The organism is Gordonia sp. NPDC127522 (assembly GCF_042672305.1).
GTDB classification, from domain to species: domain Bacteria; phylum Actinomycetota; class Actinomycetes; order Mycobacteriales; family Mycobacteriaceae; genus Gordonia; species Gordonia hongkongensis.
Map to the genome: position 1 here is coordinate 931,925 of NZ_JBHXVK010000001.1, position 17,460 is coordinate 949,384.

Consider the following 17,460-nt stretch of genomic DNA (forward strand, 5'->3'; position numbering starts at 1 on the left):
CCGAGGACCACGACCGTGAGTACCAGACCCATCCGGCCCGCTCGCTGCGCTCCCGGCGCCAGACCCATCCGCAGTGTCCTGGTGGCCAACCGTGGTGAGATCGCCTGCCGGGTGATCGACACCCTGCGCCACATGGGAATCCGCAGTATCGCCGTCTATTCCGACGCCGACGCGCAGGCACGCCACGTCCGGGAGGCCGACGTCGCCGTGCACATCGGCCCGGCCGCCGCCACCCAGAGCTACCTCGACATCGCAAAAGTGGTCGACGCGGCACGCAAGACCGGTGCCGACGCCGTCCACCCGGGCTACGGATTCCTCTCGGAGAACCAGAAGTTCGCGGCCGCTCTGGCGGAGGCGGGCATCGTCTTCATCGGGCCGCCCGCGGAGGCGATCGCGACGATGGGAGACAAGATCACGGCCCGGGCCGCCGTCACCGCTCGCGACGTGCCGGTGGTGCCGGGTCTGTCGCGCCCCGGCCTGACCGACGACGACCTCATCGCCGCGGCCCCCGACATCGGGTTCCCGGTTCTCATCAAGCCCAGTGCGGGTGGCGGTGGAAAGGGCATGCACCGGGTGGCCGAGGCGTCGGAACTGCCGGCCGCGCTGGAGCGGGCCCGCCGTGAGGCCGCCGCCGCGTTCGGTGACGACGCGCTGTTCCTCGAGCATTTCGTCGACACCCCGCGCCACATCGAGGTGCAGGTCCTCGCCGATCAGCACGGGAACGTCATCCACCTCGGCGAGCGCGAGTGCTCATTGCAGCGGCGGCACCAGAAGGTGATCGAGGAGGCGCCGTCGGCGCTGCTCGACGCCGAGACCCGTGCCCGCATCGGTGAGGCCGCGTGCGATGCCGCGCGCAGTGTCGGCTACACCGGGGCGGGCACGGTCGAGTTCATCGTGTCGGCGCACCGGCCCGACGAGTTCTTCTTCATGGAGATGAACACCCGCCTGCAGGTCGAGCACCCGGTGACCGAGCTCGTCACCGGAGTCGACCTCGTGGAACAACAGATCCGCGTCGCCCGCGGAGAAGTCCTGGGTCTGACGCAGGACACGATCACCCTCAGCGGCCACGCGATCGAGGCACGCGTGTACGCCGAGGACCCGGCCCGCGGTTTCCTGCCGACCGGCGGCACGATCGAGCATCTCGTCCATCCCGACACCTCGGCCGGTGGCGGCATCCGCGTCGACTCGGCCATGCTCGACGGATTGCGCGTCGGCAGTGACTACGACCCGATGCTCGCGAAGATCATCGCGTACGGTGCCGACCGGGAGGAGGCGCTCGAACGTCTCGACCAGGCACTGGCCCACACCCGCGTGCTGGGCGTGGTCACCAACATCGACTTCTGCCGCTTCGTCCTGCGTCAGCAGGCGGTCGTGGACGCCGACCTCGACACCGAGCTGTTGGACCGCCTCGTCACCGATTACGCTGCGCCGGAGCCCATTCCCGAGGCACAGGTGCTCGTGGGTCTGGCGCGGATCGGCGCTCGCGATGCCGACGACATCTGGTCCTCGGCGGTCGGATGGCGGGTCGGTCGATCCGCTCCGGTCCGCACCCGCCTCGTCGCCGGCGGACGGCATTCGACGGTGGCCATTCAGGTCGATGCCGCCGACGAATGGTCCCTCTCGGGAACCGCCACCGTCACCTTCGACGACGACGCCGAGGCGTCGTGGACCGGTCACGTGGTCTACCAGCCGGCGCAGCCCGGCGACGGTCGCGGCTCGGACCGCCTGGTCGTCGACGGGGTGACGCAGTCGTGGTCGAGTGTTCGCGTCGGAGAGAGCTGGTGGGTGGGAGGGCCGTCGGGCACCTGGGTCCTCGAACTCGCGAAGCCCCTGCTCGACGAGGCCGCCGACGAGCACGCCGGCGAGATCACCAGCCCGATGCCGGGCACCGTGGTCGCTGTCGCCGCCGAGATCGGGGCCGACGTCTCCGCCGGCCAGTCGGTCGTCGTCGTCGAGGCGATGAAGATGGAACATGCACTCACCGCGCCGGTGGACGGCACCGTCGACATCTCCGTGAAGGTGGGGGACAAGGTCGACGCGGGACAGATCCTCGCTGTCGTCACCGCCGGCGATCCCCTTGATCCCTGAGGTGCGAGGAGCGAAAGCGACGAGCCTTTACTGATCCCTGAGGTGCGAGGAGCGAAAGCGACGAGCCACGAAGGGCCCTGAACCACCCGTCGACAACCTTCCCAGGAGAACACTCACATGGAACTCACCCAGGAGTACACCGACCTCATCGCGACGGTCCGCGACTTCGCGCAGACCGTGGTGGCGCCGGTGGCCGCGAAACACGATGCCGAGCACAGCTTTCCGTATGACGTCGTCGCCCAGATGGGCAAGATGGGACTGTTCGGGCTTCCCTTCGACGAGAAGTACGGCGGCATGGGCGGCGACTACTTCGCCCTGTCACTCGCGCTGGAGGAACTCGGCAAGGTCGACCAGTCCGTCGCCATCACCCTCGAAGCCGGGGTGAGTCTGGGCGCCATGCCCATCTACCGATTCGGCAGCGAGGAGCAGAAAAAGCAGTACCTCCCCGAACTCACCGCGGGCACGGCGCTCGCCGGCTTCGGGTTGACCGAACCCGGGGCGGGTTCGGATGCCGGGGCCACCGCGACCACGGCCCGGGACGACGGCAACTCCTGGATCATCAACGGCGGCAAGCAGTTCATCACCAACTCGGGGACCGACATCACCTCACTGGTGACGGTGACCGCGGTGACCGGGGTGAAGGAGAACGGCAAGAAGGAGATCTCCACCATCATCGTGCCGTCCGGCACCCCGGGTTTCACCGCCGAGCCGGCGTACAACAAGGTCGGGTGGAATGCCTCGGACACCCATCCGCTGACCTTCACCGACGTACGCGTTCCCAAGGAGAACCTGCTCGGTGTCCGCGGCCGCGGATACGCCAACTTCCTGTCCATCCTCGACGAGGGGCGGATCGCCATCGCAGCCCTCGCCACCGGCGTCGCCCAGGGCTGCGTCGACGAGAGCGTGAAGTACGCCAAGGAGCGACAGTCCTTCGGCAAGGCGATCGGTGAGTACCAGTCGGTGTCCTTCGCGATCGCCCGGATGGAGGCGCGCGCCCACGTCGCGCGGACCGCCTACTACGACGCGGCAGCGAAGATGTTGGCGGGCAAGCCCTTCAAGAAGGAGGCGTCGATCGCCAAGATGATCGCCAGTGAGGCGGCGATGGACAACGCCCGGATGGCCACGCAGATCCACGGCGGGTACGGCTTCATGAACGAATATCCCGTCGCCCGGCACTACCGCGATTCGAAGATCCTCGAGATCGGTGAGGGCACGACCGAGGTGCAGCTCATGCTGATCGCGCGCGAGCTCGGGTTCGCATGAGCGACACCACCGGCGGGCGTCGAATCGTGCAGCGCGGGTTGTGGTTCGAGGAGTTCGCGGAGGGCACGATCTACGCACACCGGCCCGGACGCACTGTCACCGAGGCCGACAACGTGCTGTTCACGACGCTGACCATGAACACACAGGCGCTGCACCTCGACGCCGCCTGGTCGGCCGAGCAGCCGGGTTTCGGCGGGCAACGCCTGATCAACTCCATGTTCACCCTGTCGACGATCGTGGGATTGTCGGTCTCCCAACTCACCCAGGGCACCCTGGTGGCGAACCTGGGCTTCAGCGAGGTCGCCTTCCCGGCGCCGTTGTTCGCCGGCGACACCCTGTACGCGGAGACCGAGTGCACCGGTAAACGCGAATCGCGGTCGCGTCCGGGTGAGGGCGTGGTGAACTTGACCCACATCGGACGCAACCAGCACGGCGAGGTCGTCGCCCGCGCCGCACGAGCAACGCTGGTGCGCAGGCAACGGACGGAGTGACGACGATGTTCTTCGAGGACCCACCCGGCGGCCCGGTCGCGGGTTCCGGACTGTCGGGGCAGCTCACCAACGCGTGGCTGCCGCCCGGGCCGGCGATGTTGTTCTGCCCGGCGGACCGTCCCGAGCGATACCAGAAGGCCCTCGACCGGGCCGACGTCGTCATCCTCGACCTCGAGGACGCGGTGTCGCCGACGAACCGCGCCGCAGCCCGGGAGGCTCTCGTCGCCAATCCGGTCGATCCGGACCGCACCATCGTGCGGATCAACCCGGCCGGTACCGGCGACTACCGGCGCGATCTCGCCGCCGTCTCGGAGACGAACTACCGGGTGGTCATGCAGGCCAAGGCCGAGGACGTGTCCTCGATCCTGGACACCGCGTTCCAGACGATCGCACTGATCGAGACGCCGCTCGGCGCGACCCGCGCCCGCGACATCGCCGCCACCTCCAACTGCATCGGACTGATGTGGGGGGCAGAGGATCTCGTCGCGGGCCTCGGCGGCACGTCGAGCCGGTTCGGTCCGGGTGAAGCCCGGCCGGGTGAGTACCGGGACGTCGCGAGTTGGGTCCGGTCGATGGTCCGCATCGCGGCCGCCGCGTACGGGAAGTTCGCCGTCGACTCGGTGCACCTCGACATCTCCGACGTCGACGGACTCGTCGCCGAGGTCCGCGACGCGGTGGCCCTGGGTTACACCGCGACCGCATGCATCCATCCGTCCCAGGTCGATCACATCCGGAACGGTTACCGCCCGTCGGACGAGGCGGTCGAGTGGGCGCGCAAGGTCCTCGACGGTGCGGCCGAACACGCGGGCGGGGTGTTCAGCCTCGACGGTCAGATGATCGACGGGCCGGTCCTGCGCCAGGCGGAGGTCGTCCTGTCCCGTGTGAGCGGTACGCGTACCGATCCCGCCCCCGAGAACTGACGAAGCCCCCGACCATCCGGGCATCCACCCCCCGAGAACAGACCGGAGCAGAACATGAGCACCGAGGCTCACCCGAAGCCTGCACACACGCGCGGTGAGGAGACACCGGCACTGCTCACCGAGACCATCGGAGCCACCCTGGCCCGAACCGTCGCGGACCACGGCGAGCGAACCGCGTTGATCGACGCCGCCGCACGGCGGGAATGGCGATACACCGAGTTCCACCGTGACGTACGCGCGCTCGCGGCCGGACTGCTACGACTCGGCGCGTCGGTCGGCGACCGCGTCGGGCTGTGGTCGCCGAACCGGTTCGAATGGGTGTTGACCCAGTACGCCGCGGCCGAGATCGGCGCCGTGCTGGTCAATCTCAATCCCGCGTACCGGCAGAACGAGATCGAGTACGCGCTGCAGCAGTCCGGGACGAGCGTCGTCCTGGCCGCCGAGAGCTTCAAGGACTCGGCCTATTCGACGATGCTCGAACAGGCCCGGCCACAGTGCCCGGAGCTGCGCGAAGTGGTCCTGTTCGAATCCCCCGGCTGGGATGCGCTGTGTGTCGAGCCGAGCGCCGACGAGCTCACACGCGTCGACGAGATCGCTGCGTCGCTCTCACCCGACGACCCGATCAACATCCAGTACACCTCGGGTACAACGGGTTTCCCGAAGGGTGCGACGCTGTCGCACCGGAACATCGGGAACAACGGGTACCTCGTCGGCGAACTGCTGAACTACACCGCCGACGACCGGATCTGCCTACCCGTGCCCTTCTACCACTGCTTCGGCATGGTGATGGGTAACCTCGCGGCGACGAGTCACGGTGCGGCGATGGTGATTCCGGCGCCGGCCTTCGACCCGCGGGCCACCCTCGAGGCGGTCGCGGAGTACCGCTGCACCAGCCTCTACGGCGTGCCCACCATGTTCATCGCCGAACTCGGCTTGCTCGACGACGGGCTCGACATCGACCTGTCGAGCCTGCGTACCGGCATCATGGCGGGGTCGCCGTGCCCCGAGTACGTCATGCGGCAGGTCGTCGACCGCATGCACATGCGTGAGGTGTCGATCTGTTACGGCATGACCGAGACGTCGCCGGTGTCGACGCAGACGCGGGTCGACGATCCCCTCGAGTTGCGTGTGACCACCGTCGGGCGGGTCGGCCCGCACCTGGAGATCAAGGTCGTCGATCCCGGAACCGGGGAGACCTCGGCGCGTGGCGAGACGGGCGAGTTGTGTACGCGCGGTTACTCGGTGATGACCGGATACTGGAACGACCCGGAGAAGACGGCCGAGGCCATCGACGCCGACGGCTGGATGCACACCGGCGACCTCGCCGACATGGACGAGAACGGTTATGTCCGGATCACCGGGCGCATCAAGGACATGGTGATCCGCGGCGGGGAGAACATCTACCCGCGCGAGATCGAGGAGTTCCTCTACACCCATCCCGACATCCTCGACGCCCAGGTGATCGGGGTGCCCGACGTGAAATACGGCGAGGAGCTGATGGCCTGGGTCCGGTTGCGCGACACCGCAACCGAATTCACCGCCGACGACCTGCGCGAGTTCGCGACCGGCAAGATCGCGCGACACAAGATCCCGCGGTACGTCCATGTGGTCGAGGAGTTCCCGATGACCGTCACCGGGAAGGTCCGCAAGGTGGCGATGCGCGACGAGGCGGTCTCGATCCTCGAGCAGTTGCGATGACCACGTCGAGGACTGCGGAGCAGGTCACGAGCACCCAGATGGACCGGTTCGGCCGCTTCGTCGCCGAGCGTTTCGAGTTCGGCTCAGACGAATACGGCTATCTGTGGTCGTGGTCGGTGGAACACCCGGCCCGGTTCTGGCGTGCCGTATGGGAATTCTTCGACCTCGACGCCCTCGCCGCGGAACCGCTCGGGCCCGGGGACGAGGCGGTGCTCGCCGACGACCGGATGCCCGGTGCGGTCTGGTTCCCCGGGATGCGGTTGAACTACGTCGATCAGATCCTCCGGCACGCCGCCCTGCCCGGTGCCGCGATCGTGGGCATCGACGAGGCCGGTGACCGTTCCGAGATCGCGTGGGCGGAACTGCCGGCGCAGGTCGCGGGCCTGGCCGCGACCCTGCGTGCGCGCGGAGTGGGGTCGGGGGACGTGGTGGCCGCCTACCTCCCCGACATCCCGGAGGCCGTCATCGCCTTCCTGGCCACCGCATCCCTGGGCGCGATCTGGTCCGGATGTGGACAGGACTATGCCCCGCAGGGGGCAGCCGATCGACTAGGCCAACTCGCACCCAAGGTCCTGTTCACCGCCGCCGGATATCGCTACAACGGCAAGGTCGTCGACAAGCGCGCCGACAGCGCCGAGCTCGCCGGGCTACTGCCGGACCTGGTCGCGCACATCACGATCGGCGCGACCGAGGAGTCCTCGTCGGCCCTCGACTATGCCGACGCCGTCACCAGCGACCCCGGCGACTTCCACCCCGTCAAGGTGCCCTTCGATCATCCGCTCTGGGTGCTGTTCAGTTCCGGCACCACCGGACGCCCCAAGGGCATCGTGCACGGACACGGGGGAGTCCTGCTGGAGCACCTGAAAGCCGGTGCGCTGCACGGCGACCTGTCGGCAGACGACGTTTTCTTCTGGCAGACGGCCCTCAGCTGGATGATGTGGAACTATCAGGTCGCCGGACTTCTCTGCGGTTCGCGGATCGTCTGTTACAGCGGTTCGCCCCTGTACCCGGACGCCGACCGCCTGTGGCAGGTCGTCGACGACGAGCACGTCACCTACTTCGGCACGAGTCCCGGTCAGCTGCAGGCCTCGCGGAAGGCGGGTCTGGAACCGGGTCGCCGGCACGACCTCGGTCGGTTGCGCACTCTCGGGAGTACCGGATCATCGCTCGCCGCAGATCTTTTCACCTGGGTCGACGACCACGTCGGGTCCGGGTTGCCCATCTCGTCGATCAGCGGCGGCACCGACATCGTGTCCGCATTCGCCGGCGGCTCCACCGGTGTACCGGTCGTCCCGGGGGAGCTGTCGGTGCGCTACCTCGGTGTGGCACTGGAGAGTTGGTCGCCCGACGCACGCCCGCTGGTGGGGGAGGTGGGTGAACTCGTCGTCACCGCGCCGATGCCGTCGATGCCCGTGAGCTTCTGGGACGATCCCGACGGTGCGCGCTACCGCGCGGCCTATTTCGCCCACGAATGGGAGGGCGGTGCGTCGAATCCGGACAAGCCGGTCTGGCGGCACGGCGACTGGGTGACCGTGACCGAACGCGGGTCGCTCGTGATCCACGGCCGCAGCGACGCGACGTTGAACCGCCACGGGATCCGGATGGGATCGGCCGACATCTACGAGGTCGTCGAAGCGCTCGACGAGATCGCCGAGGCCTTCGTGCTCGGTGTCGACGGACCGGACGGCGCCTACTGGATGCCGCTGTTCGTCACCCTGGTCCCCGGCGCGACGCTCGACGACGCGCTGATCGGCCGGATCGCGGGCGCGGTCCGCGACCGCCTCTCCAAACGCCATGTGCCCGACGAGGTCATCGAGGCCCCCGGGATTCCGCACACCCGGACCGGAAAGAAGCTCGAGGTTCCGGTCACCGCGATTCTGGCGGGCCGTTCCGAGGTCAACATCGACCCCAAGGCGGTCGACGACTACGCGCTGATCAACTGGTACGCCGAGCAAGGGCGCGCGCATCGCTGGTGAGCGGGATTCGTGGCCCGGCGGGGCGACCCTGATGTGCAAGGGTCATGGGACCCGGCGGGCATCTGTACTAGCGTGGTCGTTAGTTCTGCGCTCGTGGGGGGCGACGGCCGGACGCCGTCACCTCGACGCGACCCGCTGATCCTGACCGACCGACCCGACCAGGAGATCGTCATGACCTACCCACCCGGCGGCTACGGGCAGCAGCAGCCCGAGTCCGGCCAGTCCTACGGCCAGTACGGCAATCAATCCGGATATCCCCAGTCCGGCGCGCACAACACGGGTCCGCAGGCGAGCCCCGCGCCCGGCTCGGACCAGTACGGTCAGGCCCAGCAGTACGGGGGTCAGCAGTACGGGGGTCAGCAGTACGGTCAGAGCGGACAGTCCTACGGCCAGGGGCAGCCGGGTTACGGCCAGAGCCCCGCGCCGGGATATGGCCAGCAGGGATACGGCCAGCAGGGGTACGGCCAACCCGGATACGGCCAGGACCAGCAGGGCCAGCAGGGCTACGGTCAGTACGGATACTCCCCGCAGCCGACCAAGGCGCCGAGTCAGGGACTGCCGGCCATCACCCCGGTTCTCCTCGCCGCCGCGATCGGCGCCTTCGGCCTCATCGTCCTCTTCAGCGGGTTCCTGTCCGCTGCCGAGACCTATGACTTCGCGCTCAAGCTGTTCCAGACCCAGTACAACGCGCCGTACACGCTGATCAGCGTTGCCGGAATCCTGGCGCTCATCTCGCTGATCCCGGGCATCAAGGTGCCTGCGGCGCCGATCGTGGCGTCGCTGGCGATCACCTCGTTCCTGATCACGCTGTTCCAGTTCCTCAACATCGACGACAACGGTGCCGGGGCGATCGTGCTGCTGATCTTCACCCTCCTGTCCGCGGTCCTCGCGGTCGTGTGGTTGCTCGTCGACGCCGGCGTCATCAAGGTGGCGCCCGCGGTGGGCTCGGCAACCGCAGCGGTGGCCCCCGGCTCGTCGGCCGCGCAGTCCGACACCGGCGCTCACCAGCAGACCGGTGGCTACGGCGACGCGCAGACCACCGCCTACGGCACCGGCAGCGCGCAGGCTCAGTACGGCCAGCAGTCGTCGGCGAACTACGACCCGTCGGCCTACTCGCAGTCGTCGGGCGCGTCGACCGCCGGTCAGAGCGGTTACTCCGGCGGTGCGAGCGAATCGTCGGCATCGGCCTCCGGTCACGGCGAGTCGGGCTACGGGGACTACCGTCCCGGCCAGTACGCGGCCGGCGCCTCGGGCGCATCCCCGGCCGCGCCCGGTGGATCCGCTAGCCCCTCGGGCACCGACACCCCGGCCGGAGACCACTCGACCACGGTCTTCCAGAAGCCGGAACCGCCCACCGGCAGCGGCAACTGACAGAACCCACAGTGCCCCGTCGACATCGGTCGACGGGGCACTGTGTTTCGCCGTCGGCCAAGCCGGCCCCCGCTGGTTGAGCCGGTGAGGAGCGCAGCGACGAGCCGAGTCGAAGCCACACGGTGAGCTGACTCCCTTTCGCAGCCCGCTCGGCGCGTCTACGACGGCGTCGGCCGGGACCGTGTCAGGCTCATGACGATGCCCTCCCTCAAGTCGGACCCGACCACGGACAATCTGGCGTCGCAGCTGCGTAACCTGCGGCGATCACGTCGTGCGCAGCGCACGGCGGCCGAGGGCTCGGCCCGGCAGCTCGCGGTTGTCGCGTTCACCGTTCCCGCGATAGCGCTGGTGACGCTGATCGTCGTGATGCTCTCGGTGCTGCTGCTGGCCGGCAGCGGCCTGACCGGACTACCGAGTGCGATCGCCTCGGGCTGGCTGGCCGTCCACCAGGTGCCGGTCACGATCAGCGGGGTCACCATAGGTGTGCTGCCGCTGCTGCCGACGCTGGCGGTCGCCGCCGGCACTGCCTGGCTGACGGCCCGGGCCGTCGCCGGTGGCACGAACTCGAACGAACGGGACCGGCACGACCTGTTCGACCTCGGCGCCGTCGTGTTCTCGGCGGTGATCGGTCCCGTTCTCATCACCGCGATGTCCCTGGCGGTCGTCATGGACGGCGGGTCGGTCCTGCCGGTGCAGACGCCCAACGCGCTGCTCGCGTTCCTCTACACCCTCGGCGTACACGGCGGTGCAGCGGTCGCCGGTGTCGTGTGGAGCCGACGACGCGACTTCGCCGTCCGCGGGGGCGTGACCCACGCCGATCGTCGCGGTTTCCGGTACGGGCTGGTGGCGGCTCTGCTGCTACTGGTGGCCGGAGCCGTGCTGGTGTGTCTGCGCATGTTGATGAGGCACGGGCAGATCGGTGAACTGATCGAGACCGGTTACGACTTCGACGGGTTCCTGGGACTCACCCTGCTGTCGATGCTCTACCTCCCGAACGTGATGGTCGCCGCGATGGCGGTGCTCGTGGGTTCCGACGTCCAGATCGGTGCGACGACCGTCGACCTGTTCACGGTCCGCGGTGACGCCGTCCCGCCCGTCCCGGTTCTCGCGGTCCTTCCCGACGGGCCGGGTGCCGGGGCGTGGGGGTTCGTCGGACTGCTCGTGCCGGCCGGTGTCGCCGCGTTCGTCGGCTGGCGATGCCGCGACCTCGATCCCATGGCCCACGTGCGTTCGGTGGGTGTGGCCGCGGCGGTCGCGGCCTCGGTGGTCGCCGTTCTCACCGTCTCGGCGGGTGGAACGCTGGGGGAGTTCGGCGAGGTCGTCGTGACGGTGTCGGCGGCCGGGGTCTTCACACTGGGTTGGATCGCGGTCGTCGGCCTGCTCATCGTGCTCGTCTACGCCTTCCTGCCGTCGACCCGAGCGGCACGTCTCGCTGTCGGCGATGAGTACTTCGAGGATCCACTCGACCTCGGTTACGAGGACGAATACGTCATCGTCACCGATCTGGACGAGGACGACGAGTACGCCGAGTACTCCGAGGTCGAGGACGGCGAATTCGAGGACGGCGAGTACGAGGATTCGGAGTACGACGACGGCGAGTTCGACGACGGTGAATTCGGGGACGCCGACCTCGCGGACGACGACGCGGAGTACGTCGCCGGGTCGGACCCGGACGACTCTGATCTCGACACCGCATCCGGGCGCGCGCCGGTGAAGAACCGCGTGTACGACGACGATCTCGACGTGGCGGATCTCGCGGTCGATGTGGATCACGACCTCCATCCCGGTTCGCACGGGGCCTCACGGCAACGCTGACAGCGCGCTTCCCGGGCGTGCCCCGGCGGCGCCACCCGGCGCGGGCGGCCCAACGTGCGGCGATTAGTCTCGACGACGTGACATCCCCGACGGCATCTGGTCGCACCCCGCTGGTGGTGATGGCGTCGGGCACCGGTTCGCTGCTGGAATCGCTGATCGCGCGCGCCGGTGACGAGGATGCCCCGTTCCGTGTCGCGGCGATCGTGGTCGACCGCACGTGCCGGGCGCAAGAGGTCGCGCAGCGCCACGACATCCCGCTCATCACCTGCCGTGTCGCCGACCACGCCGACCGCGCGACGTGGGATCGTGCGCTGACCGACGAGGTCGCCGCGATCGAGCCGGAGTGGGTGGTGACCGCCGGTTTCATGAAGATCCTCGGCCCGGCTTTTCTCGGCCGGTTCGGCGGTCGCGTCGTCAACAGTCATCCAGCGCTGCTACCCGCGTTTCCGGGCGCCCACGGGGTCGCCGAGGCGCTCGACTACGGCGTCAAGGTCACCGGCGCGACGGTCCATCTTGTCGACGAGGGCGTGGACACCGGCCCGATTCTGGCGCAACAGGTGGTCAGCGTCGTCGACAACGACACCGCCGACACCCTGCACGAGCGAATCAAGACGGTCGAGCGCGTGTTGCTCGCCGACGTGGTGACCGCACTGGTCACCAGAGGAGTAGTCATCGATGGACGAAAGGCCCGCATCCCGTGAACGCACCCAGCTCTGACAGCTCTCGTCGACCGATTCGGCGCGCGCTGGTGAGTGTCTACGACAAGAGCGGTCTCGCCGACCTCGCGACGGCACTACACGCGGCCGGAGTGGAGATCGTGTCCACCGGGTCCACCGCGAAGACCATCGCCGGCGCGGGCGTGCCGGTCGTGGAGGTGTCCACGCTGACGGGCTTCCCCGAGTGCCTCGACGGCCGCGTCAAGACCCTGCACCCCAAGGTGCACGCGGGCATCCTCGCCGATACCCGTAAGTCCGATCATGTGGCTCAGCTCGACGGACTGGGCGTCGCCGCATTCGATCTCGTCGTCGTCAATCTCTATCCGTTCACCGAGACGGTGGCGTCCGGTGCGACTCCGGACGAGTGCATCGAGCAAATCGACATCGGCGGCCCGTCGATGGTGCGTGGGGCCGCGAAGAACCACCCGTCGGTCGCCGTCGTGGTCGATCCCGATGACTACTCGCTGGTGACCGAGGCCCTCGCGGCCGACGGGTTCTCGCTCGTCGACCGGAAGAAGCTCGCGGCCAAGGCTTTCCGGCACACTGCGGACTATGACGTCGCGGTCGCGTCGTGGATGTCGAGTGTGGTTGCGCCCGAGGACGAGTCGCAGTTCCCGGCGTGGGCCGGTGCGACCTGGACCCGCTCCGCGGTGCTGCGTTACGGCGAGAACCCGCACCAGCCGGCCGCACTGTATGTCGGTAACGCCGGGGCCGGCGGGGTTGCGACCGCCGAGCAGCTCCACGGCAAGGAGATGAGCTACAACAACTACACCGACGCCGACGCCGCGTGGCGCGCCGCCTACGACTTCGATGCCCCGGCGGTCGCGATCATCAAGCACGCCAACCCGTGTGGCATCGCCATCGGCGCCGACATCGCGGAGGCACATCGCAAGGCGCACGCGTGCGATCCCGTCAGCGCCTACGGCGGTGTCATAGCCGCCAATCGTGAGATCACCGTGGCGATGGCCGAGCAGGTCGCCGAGATCTTCACCGAGGTCATCGTCGCGCCCGGCTTCGCCGACGGTGCGCTCTCGGTGCTGACCCGCAAGAAGAACATCCGCGTCCTGGTGGCCACCCCGCCGGCGGCGACCGGGATCGAGACGAAGCCGGTGTCGGGTGGACTGCTGATGCAGCAGCGCGACGTCCTCGACGCCGACGGCGACAATCCGGCCAACTGGAACCTCGTGGCGGGTCCGCCGGCCGACAACCAGACCCTTGCCGACCTCGAGTTCGCCTGGCGTGCGTGCCGTTCGGTCAAGTCCAACGCCATCCTGCTGGCGTCCGACGGTGCGTCGGTCGGCGTCGGCATGGGCCAGGTCAATCGCGTCGACTCCGCGCACCTGGCCGTGCAACGCGCCGGCGACCGGGCGGCGGGGAGCGTCGGGGCGTCGGACGCGTTCTTCCCCTTCCCGGACGGACTGCAGGTACTGCTGTCGGCCGGGGTGAAAGCCGTTGCGCAGCCGGGCGGTTCGATTCGCGACAACGAGGTGATCGCGGCGGCCGACGAGGCGGGCGTGACGCTCTACCTCACCGGGGCGCGTCATTTCGCTCACTGAGCTTGCTCTACTGGTCGTCGCCGGGTTCGGCGCCGGCCTGATCGGCTACATCACCGGGCTGGCGTCGATCGTCAGCTATCCCGCACTGCTCGCGGTCGGACTCAGTCCGATCGCGGCCAATGTCACGAACACGGTCGCGCTGGTCGCCGTCGGGGTGGGCAGTACCGCACAGTCGGGACGCTCCCTCCTCGACGGTGACCGCAGGCGGCTGATAATCGGCGCGATCGCCTCGCTCATCGGCGGCACGGTCGGGGCGGTGCTGTTGCTGTCGACGCCGGCCGAGGCGTTCGAGGCCGTCGTGCCGTTCCTGGTGGCGATCGCCGCGATCGCCCTGCTGGCGCAACCGGTTCTGCGGCGGTGGGCCACCTCGCACGTCGAGCGCCCCTGGGTGTTCATCCTGGGCCTGACGCTGATCTCGGTGTACGGCGGGTACTTCGGGGCCGGCGCCGGCATCATGATTCTTGCGCTGATGCTCGTGGTGACCAGCGAACCACTGTGGCGCGCAGCGTTGTCCAAGTCGTTGTTCCTCGGCATCGCCAACACGATTGCCGCCATCGGCTTCATGATCTGGGGTCCCGTCGACTGGTGGGCGGCGCTCGCCATGGCCGTCGGCTGTCTTGCCGGCGGGTGGTGCGGCCCGCCTGTCGTGAAACGGCTGCCGCCCGGGCCGCTCCGGATCGTGGTCGGGGTGTGCGGGCTCGGACTCGCAGCGTGGCTCGCGGTCAGCTGACGTCGGCGTGATGAGCAGGCGGTTGTCGTCGGCGTGCCCGCGTCAGTCCCTGCTCCCTGAGGTGCGTCCGGGGCTTGCGGAGGGCGCGTCACCCCTTGCTCCTTTAGGTGCGTCCGGGGCTTGCGGAGGGCGCGTCACCCCTTGCTCCTTTAGGTGCGTCCGGGGCTTGCGGAGGGCGCGTCACCCCTTGCTCCTTTAGGTGCGTCCGGGGCTTGCGGAGGGCGCGCCAGCCCCTGCTCCCTGAGGAGCGTCCGGGGCTTGCGGAGGGCGCGTCAGCCCTTGCTCCCTGAGGAGCGTCCGGGGCTTGCGGAGGGCGCGCCAGCCCCTGCTCCCTGAGGAGCGTCCGGAGCTTGCGGAGGGCGCGCCAGCCCCTGCTCCCTGAGGAGCGTCCGGAGCTTGCGGAGGGCGCGTCACGAAGGGTCCGGCGACTGGCAGACTTCAACTCGACCGGCAGACTTCGATCGAGGTCAGGGAGTCGAGTTGAAGTCTGCCGGTTCACAAATCGGCGCAGGTACGCGAGAGAGTCCCGCCGGCCGAGGTCGAGTGCGCTCCTCGGTAGGGCCTTGCGGCCGGGGGTGAGGCAGCCGCGCTTCCTCGGATCGGTTGCGCATGTAGTCAGTAGCGCACGTTCGGCCGAAGGAGCGCGTCAATGTCGGGGCATGGGCATACAGCGATGCCGGTCTTTCGTGGTCCATTGGGCGCAGTTGTCCAAGAGGAACTTCGGCCTGCAGGTGAAGCTGCCCAACAGGGTGCGCTACCTGACATCGATTTGCCGTAGTCGGAAGTATCGCGGCCCACTGACGGGGCGGCAGCCCATTTGGCAGTTCACGGCGGCCGTCAGCCCGCAGGTGGTCCAGGTGCAAGGGCGGAGTAGCGGCGAGGGTTTCGCAGTACGGCCCCGTTCCCGGTCCACGATCTGACCGGGAACGGAGCCGACTGCAGTGTCACTGTGGAGTTGTCAAGGGACGGATGCGGTCCCGGCTATCAACCGGGTGCGGAAGGGTCCTGCGCGAAGGTGTGGTCAGGCGGCGTCGTCGAGTCGCATGGTGCGTCTGTTGTAGGCGGGTAGTGGTCGGCGGTGCGGGTCGATACTGGCGGGTGGGACGAGCCAGGGGTGGCGGTCGAAGCCCATCACGATGTTCCAGCCGTGGTGGTGGACCTGGGTGTGGCAGCGTTGGCAGAGCAGGCAGCCGTTGTCGAGGTCGGTGGTACCGCCGTCGGACCAGTGGGCGACGTGGTGGACTTGGGTGTGTGACGGTGGCGCACCGCATTTGATGCAGCATTGGTCGCGGACGATCATCGCTTTGCGAAGGTGTGGCGGGAACAGTCGGTGGGTGTGGCCCATCTGTAGCGGTACGCCCTCACCGTCGAGGATGATCTCGGTCAGCGATCCGTCGCACGACGCCTGTTTCGCGGTGACATGGCTGACGGTTCCGGTCCACGGGAGTGTTGCGAGGTCTCCGGTCGCGGGGATCGTCAGCATCAGTTGCGTGCGTGGGCTTCCGACGGTGTCGATGCTCGCGCCGATCGCGGCTTGGTCGAGGATCAGTTCGAAGGCGTCGGCGCGGCGTTGCTCGGCGGTACGTCGATCCTCCGCTCCGTCGGGTTCGGGCCGTGGGCAGGACCGTTCGTCGATCATGGCCAAGAACTTCTCGCCCACGACCTGGGTGAGGTCGGCGCGGACTTCGACGCGGCCGTCGTCGGTGGTGTGGGCGTTGACCGTGTTCAGAGATGGGTCGTCGGCGGCCGGGACTCCGGTGTCGGAGGCATCGGCAAAAGTGTTGGCTATGGCTCGGGCATGCTTGAGTACTTCTGTTGGTGTCGCACCGGAGAGTGCTTGGGCGATGAGTTCGATCTCGTACCGGGAGCGTTCATCGTCGGAAAGACCCTCGGGACAACGCTTCTCGATCTGCTTCATTCCGCGGGCGACGGCGTCGACGATCTCGCTCGATAGTCTTCCGTCGGCGGCATGTCGGGCCAGAGCTGGAAGGGAGGCCATAGCGTCGACACCCCGCATGGTGCGAAGAGCAGCGGCTGGTGCATGTCCTGACTCGATCAGCAGCTTCTTGGTGGTGCTGCCGGCCTTCTGTGCGACACCGAGGGCGTCGAGTTGCGCTGTGTGGGTGACGATCTGGTGGTCGGCAAGGTTGCGGATAAGGCGCCACGTGTCGAGGGCGTCGAATGTCGCACTACCGGTGGTGTCGTCGGCGGGTGGTGTGGTTTCGATGAGTTGATCGAGGAGAGTGGCGAGCTCTGGCATGACTCCAAGGTACTGGAACATTTGTTCGATTTCGAGGAAATTCCACAAGCCGAGAACCGCGAATTCATCGACTGTGCAGTTTTTTTCGTTGACCGTGCGTCGATGCGCGTTGATTGGGCGTGGATTGTTGACAGAGGTGTACTCCAGTCACTCTCGTCCCGCATTTCGGTTCGCGTTCGATCGGATTGATTGTGGATTGCCCTCCAGTAGCACCCACGGATACGCAGATTCTTGGACAGCCGGCAGCGCCCTTTGTCAGCCGTTGTCGGGAAGTTCGGGGTGTCGTGGGTCTGTTTGAAATCGCGGCGAACCCTTCGAGGCTCGTCGCTTGCGCTCCTCGCACCTCAGGGGGCGGAGGGAGGTTGTTGCTTGCGCTCCTCGTGCCTTAGTACCTATGACCTGCGGTCGTCGCGGATTACGACAGCACACAGCTCCCTAGATAGCGATCTTCCAAGCGGCACGGAGGGTTTCGTAGCCTCCGTCGCCAGGACCCTAATGGGGATGGATCGGCTTCCTTTTGGGGGATGCTGGTCGTGTGAGCCTTCCCGGTCGGTGACCACTGCTGGACCCTGAAAC

The 17,460-nt window shown here is 68.0% G+C and carries 12 protein-coding genes; 11 read left to right on the forward strand and 1 reads right to left on the reverse strand.

The annotated features are described in order from the left end of the window. Positions 1 to 15 precede the first annotated feature (15 nt). The 11 genes from ACFVHY_RS04270 to ACFVHY_RS04320 all read left to right on the forward strand — a co-directional run bounded on the left by ACFVHY_RS04270 (position 16) and on the right by ACFVHY_RS04320 (position 14,624). Positions 16 to 2,088, forward strand: a complete 2,073-nt coding sequence (locus ACFVHY_RS04270) for an acetyl/propionyl/methylcrotonyl-CoA carboxylase subunit alpha (protein ID WP_390268714.1) — start codon at positions 16 to 18, stop codon at positions 2,086 to 2,088. A 117-nt stretch (positions 2,089 to 2,205) separates the two neighbouring features. Then, on the forward strand, positions 2,206 to 3,351 hold the full coding sequence (locus ACFVHY_RS04275; protein WP_390268717.1) for an acyl-CoA dehydrogenase family protein: 1,146 nt from the start codon (positions 2,206 to 2,208) through the stop codon (positions 3,349 to 3,351). Further along, positions 3,348 to 3,842 (forward strand): MaoC family dehydratase, encoded by a 495-nt coding sequence (locus tag ACFVHY_RS04280; RefSeq protein WP_390268720.1) that lies wholly within the window; start codon positions 3,348 to 3,350, stop codon positions 3,840 to 3,842. Before ACFVHY_RS04275 ends, ACFVHY_RS04280 begins: the two co-directional genes overlap by 4 nt. A 5-nt stretch (positions 3,843 to 3,847) precedes the next feature. Then, the gene (locus ACFVHY_RS04285; protein WP_058251675.1) at positions 3,848 to 4,762 is read left to right on the forward strand and encodes a CoA ester lyase; all 915 of its coding nucleotides are present in this window, start codon (positions 3,848 to 3,850) and stop codon (positions 4,760 to 4,762) included. 54 nt (positions 4,763 to 4,816) lie between these two features. Then, positions 4,817 to 6,460, forward strand: a complete 1,644-nt coding sequence (locus tag ACFVHY_RS04290; RefSeq protein WP_390268723.1) for an AMP-binding protein — start codon at positions 4,817 to 4,819, stop codon at positions 6,458 to 6,460. Further along, positions 6,457 to 8,436, forward strand: coding sequence for an acetoacetate--CoA ligase (locus ACFVHY_RS04295; RefSeq protein WP_390268726.1), 1,980 nt, complete (start codon positions 6,457 to 6,459; stop codon positions 8,434 to 8,436). The genes ACFVHY_RS04290 and ACFVHY_RS04295 overlap by 4 nt, the downstream gene beginning before the upstream one ends. Positions 8,437 to 8,607: 171 nt before the next feature. Then, positions 8,608 to 9,807 (forward strand): DUF5336 domain-containing protein, encoded by a 1,200-nt coding sequence (locus ACFVHY_RS04300; protein WP_390268729.1) that lies wholly within the window; start codon positions 8,608 to 8,610, stop codon positions 9,805 to 9,807. A 192-nt stretch (positions 9,808 to 9,999) separates the two neighbouring features. Beyond that, positions 10,000 to 11,622, forward strand: coding sequence for a DUF6350 family protein (locus tag ACFVHY_RS04305; protein WP_390268731.1), 1,623 nt, complete (start codon positions 10,000 to 10,002; stop codon positions 11,620 to 11,622). A 77-nt stretch (positions 11,623 to 11,699) separates the two neighbouring features. Then, complete coding sequence (purN, locus tag ACFVHY_RS04310; RefSeq protein ID WP_390268734.1) at positions 11,700 to 12,323, forward strand: phosphoribosylglycinamide formyltransferase; 624 nt, start codon at positions 11,700 to 11,702, stop codon at positions 12,321 to 12,323. Then, positions 12,320 to 13,894, forward strand: coding sequence for a bifunctional phosphoribosylaminoimidazolecarboxamide formyltransferase/IMP cyclohydrolase (purH, locus tag ACFVHY_RS04315; protein WP_390268737.1), 1,575 nt, complete (start codon positions 12,320 to 12,322; stop codon positions 13,892 to 13,894). The genes purN and purH overlap by 4 nt, the downstream gene beginning before the upstream one ends. Further along, positions 13,881 to 14,624, forward strand: a complete 744-nt coding sequence (locus tag ACFVHY_RS04320) for a sulfite exporter TauE/SafE family protein (protein WP_083229517.1) — start codon at positions 13,881 to 13,883, stop codon at positions 14,622 to 14,624. The genes purH and ACFVHY_RS04320 overlap by 14 nt, the downstream gene beginning before the upstream one ends. Positions 14,625 to 15,645: 1,021 nt before the next feature. Here the strand turns inward: ACFVHY_RS04320 and ACFVHY_RS04325 are convergent. Beyond that, positions 15,646 to 16,905, reverse strand: coding sequence for a DUF222 domain-containing protein (locus ACFVHY_RS04325; protein ID WP_390268739.1), 1,260 nt, complete (start codon positions 16,903 to 16,905; stop codon positions 15,646 to 15,648). Between the last annotated feature and the right edge of the window lie 555 nt (positions 16,906 to 17,460).

What these genes read in the sequence shown, in the direction of transcription:
- ACFVHY_RS04275 (WP_390268717.1), top strand. Translation starts at nt 2,206, where the DNA reads ATGGAACTCACCCAGGAGTACACCGACCTCATCGCGACGGTCCGCGAC.
- ACFVHY_RS04280 (WP_390268720.1), top strand. Translation starts at nt 3,348, where the DNA reads ATGAGCGACACCACCGGCGGGCGTCGAATCGTGCAGCGCGGGTTGTGG.
- ACFVHY_RS04285 (WP_058251675.1), top strand. Translation starts at nt 3,848, where the DNA reads ATGTTCTTCGAGGACCCACCCGGCGGCCCGGTCGCGGGTTCCGGACTG.
- ACFVHY_RS04290 (WP_390268723.1), top strand. Translation starts at nt 4,817, where the DNA reads ATGAGCACCGAGGCTCACCCGAAGCCTGCACACACGCGCGGTGAGGAG.
- ACFVHY_RS04295 (WP_390268726.1), top strand. Translation starts at nt 6,457, where the DNA reads ATGACCACGTCGAGGACTGCGGAGCAGGTCACGAGCACCCAGATGGAC.
- ACFVHY_RS04300 (WP_390268729.1), top strand. Translation starts at nt 8,608, where the DNA reads ATGACCTACCCACCCGGCGGCTACGGGCAGCAGCAGCCCGAGTCCGGC.
- ACFVHY_RS04305 (WP_390268731.1), top strand. Translation starts at nt 10,000, where the DNA reads ATGACGATGCCCTCCCTCAAGTCGGACCCGACCACGGACAATCTGGCG.
- ACFVHY_RS04325 (WP_390268739.1), bottom strand. Translation starts at nt 16,905, where the DNA reads ATGTTCCAGTACCTTGGAGTCATGCCAGAGCTCGCCACTCTCCTCGAT.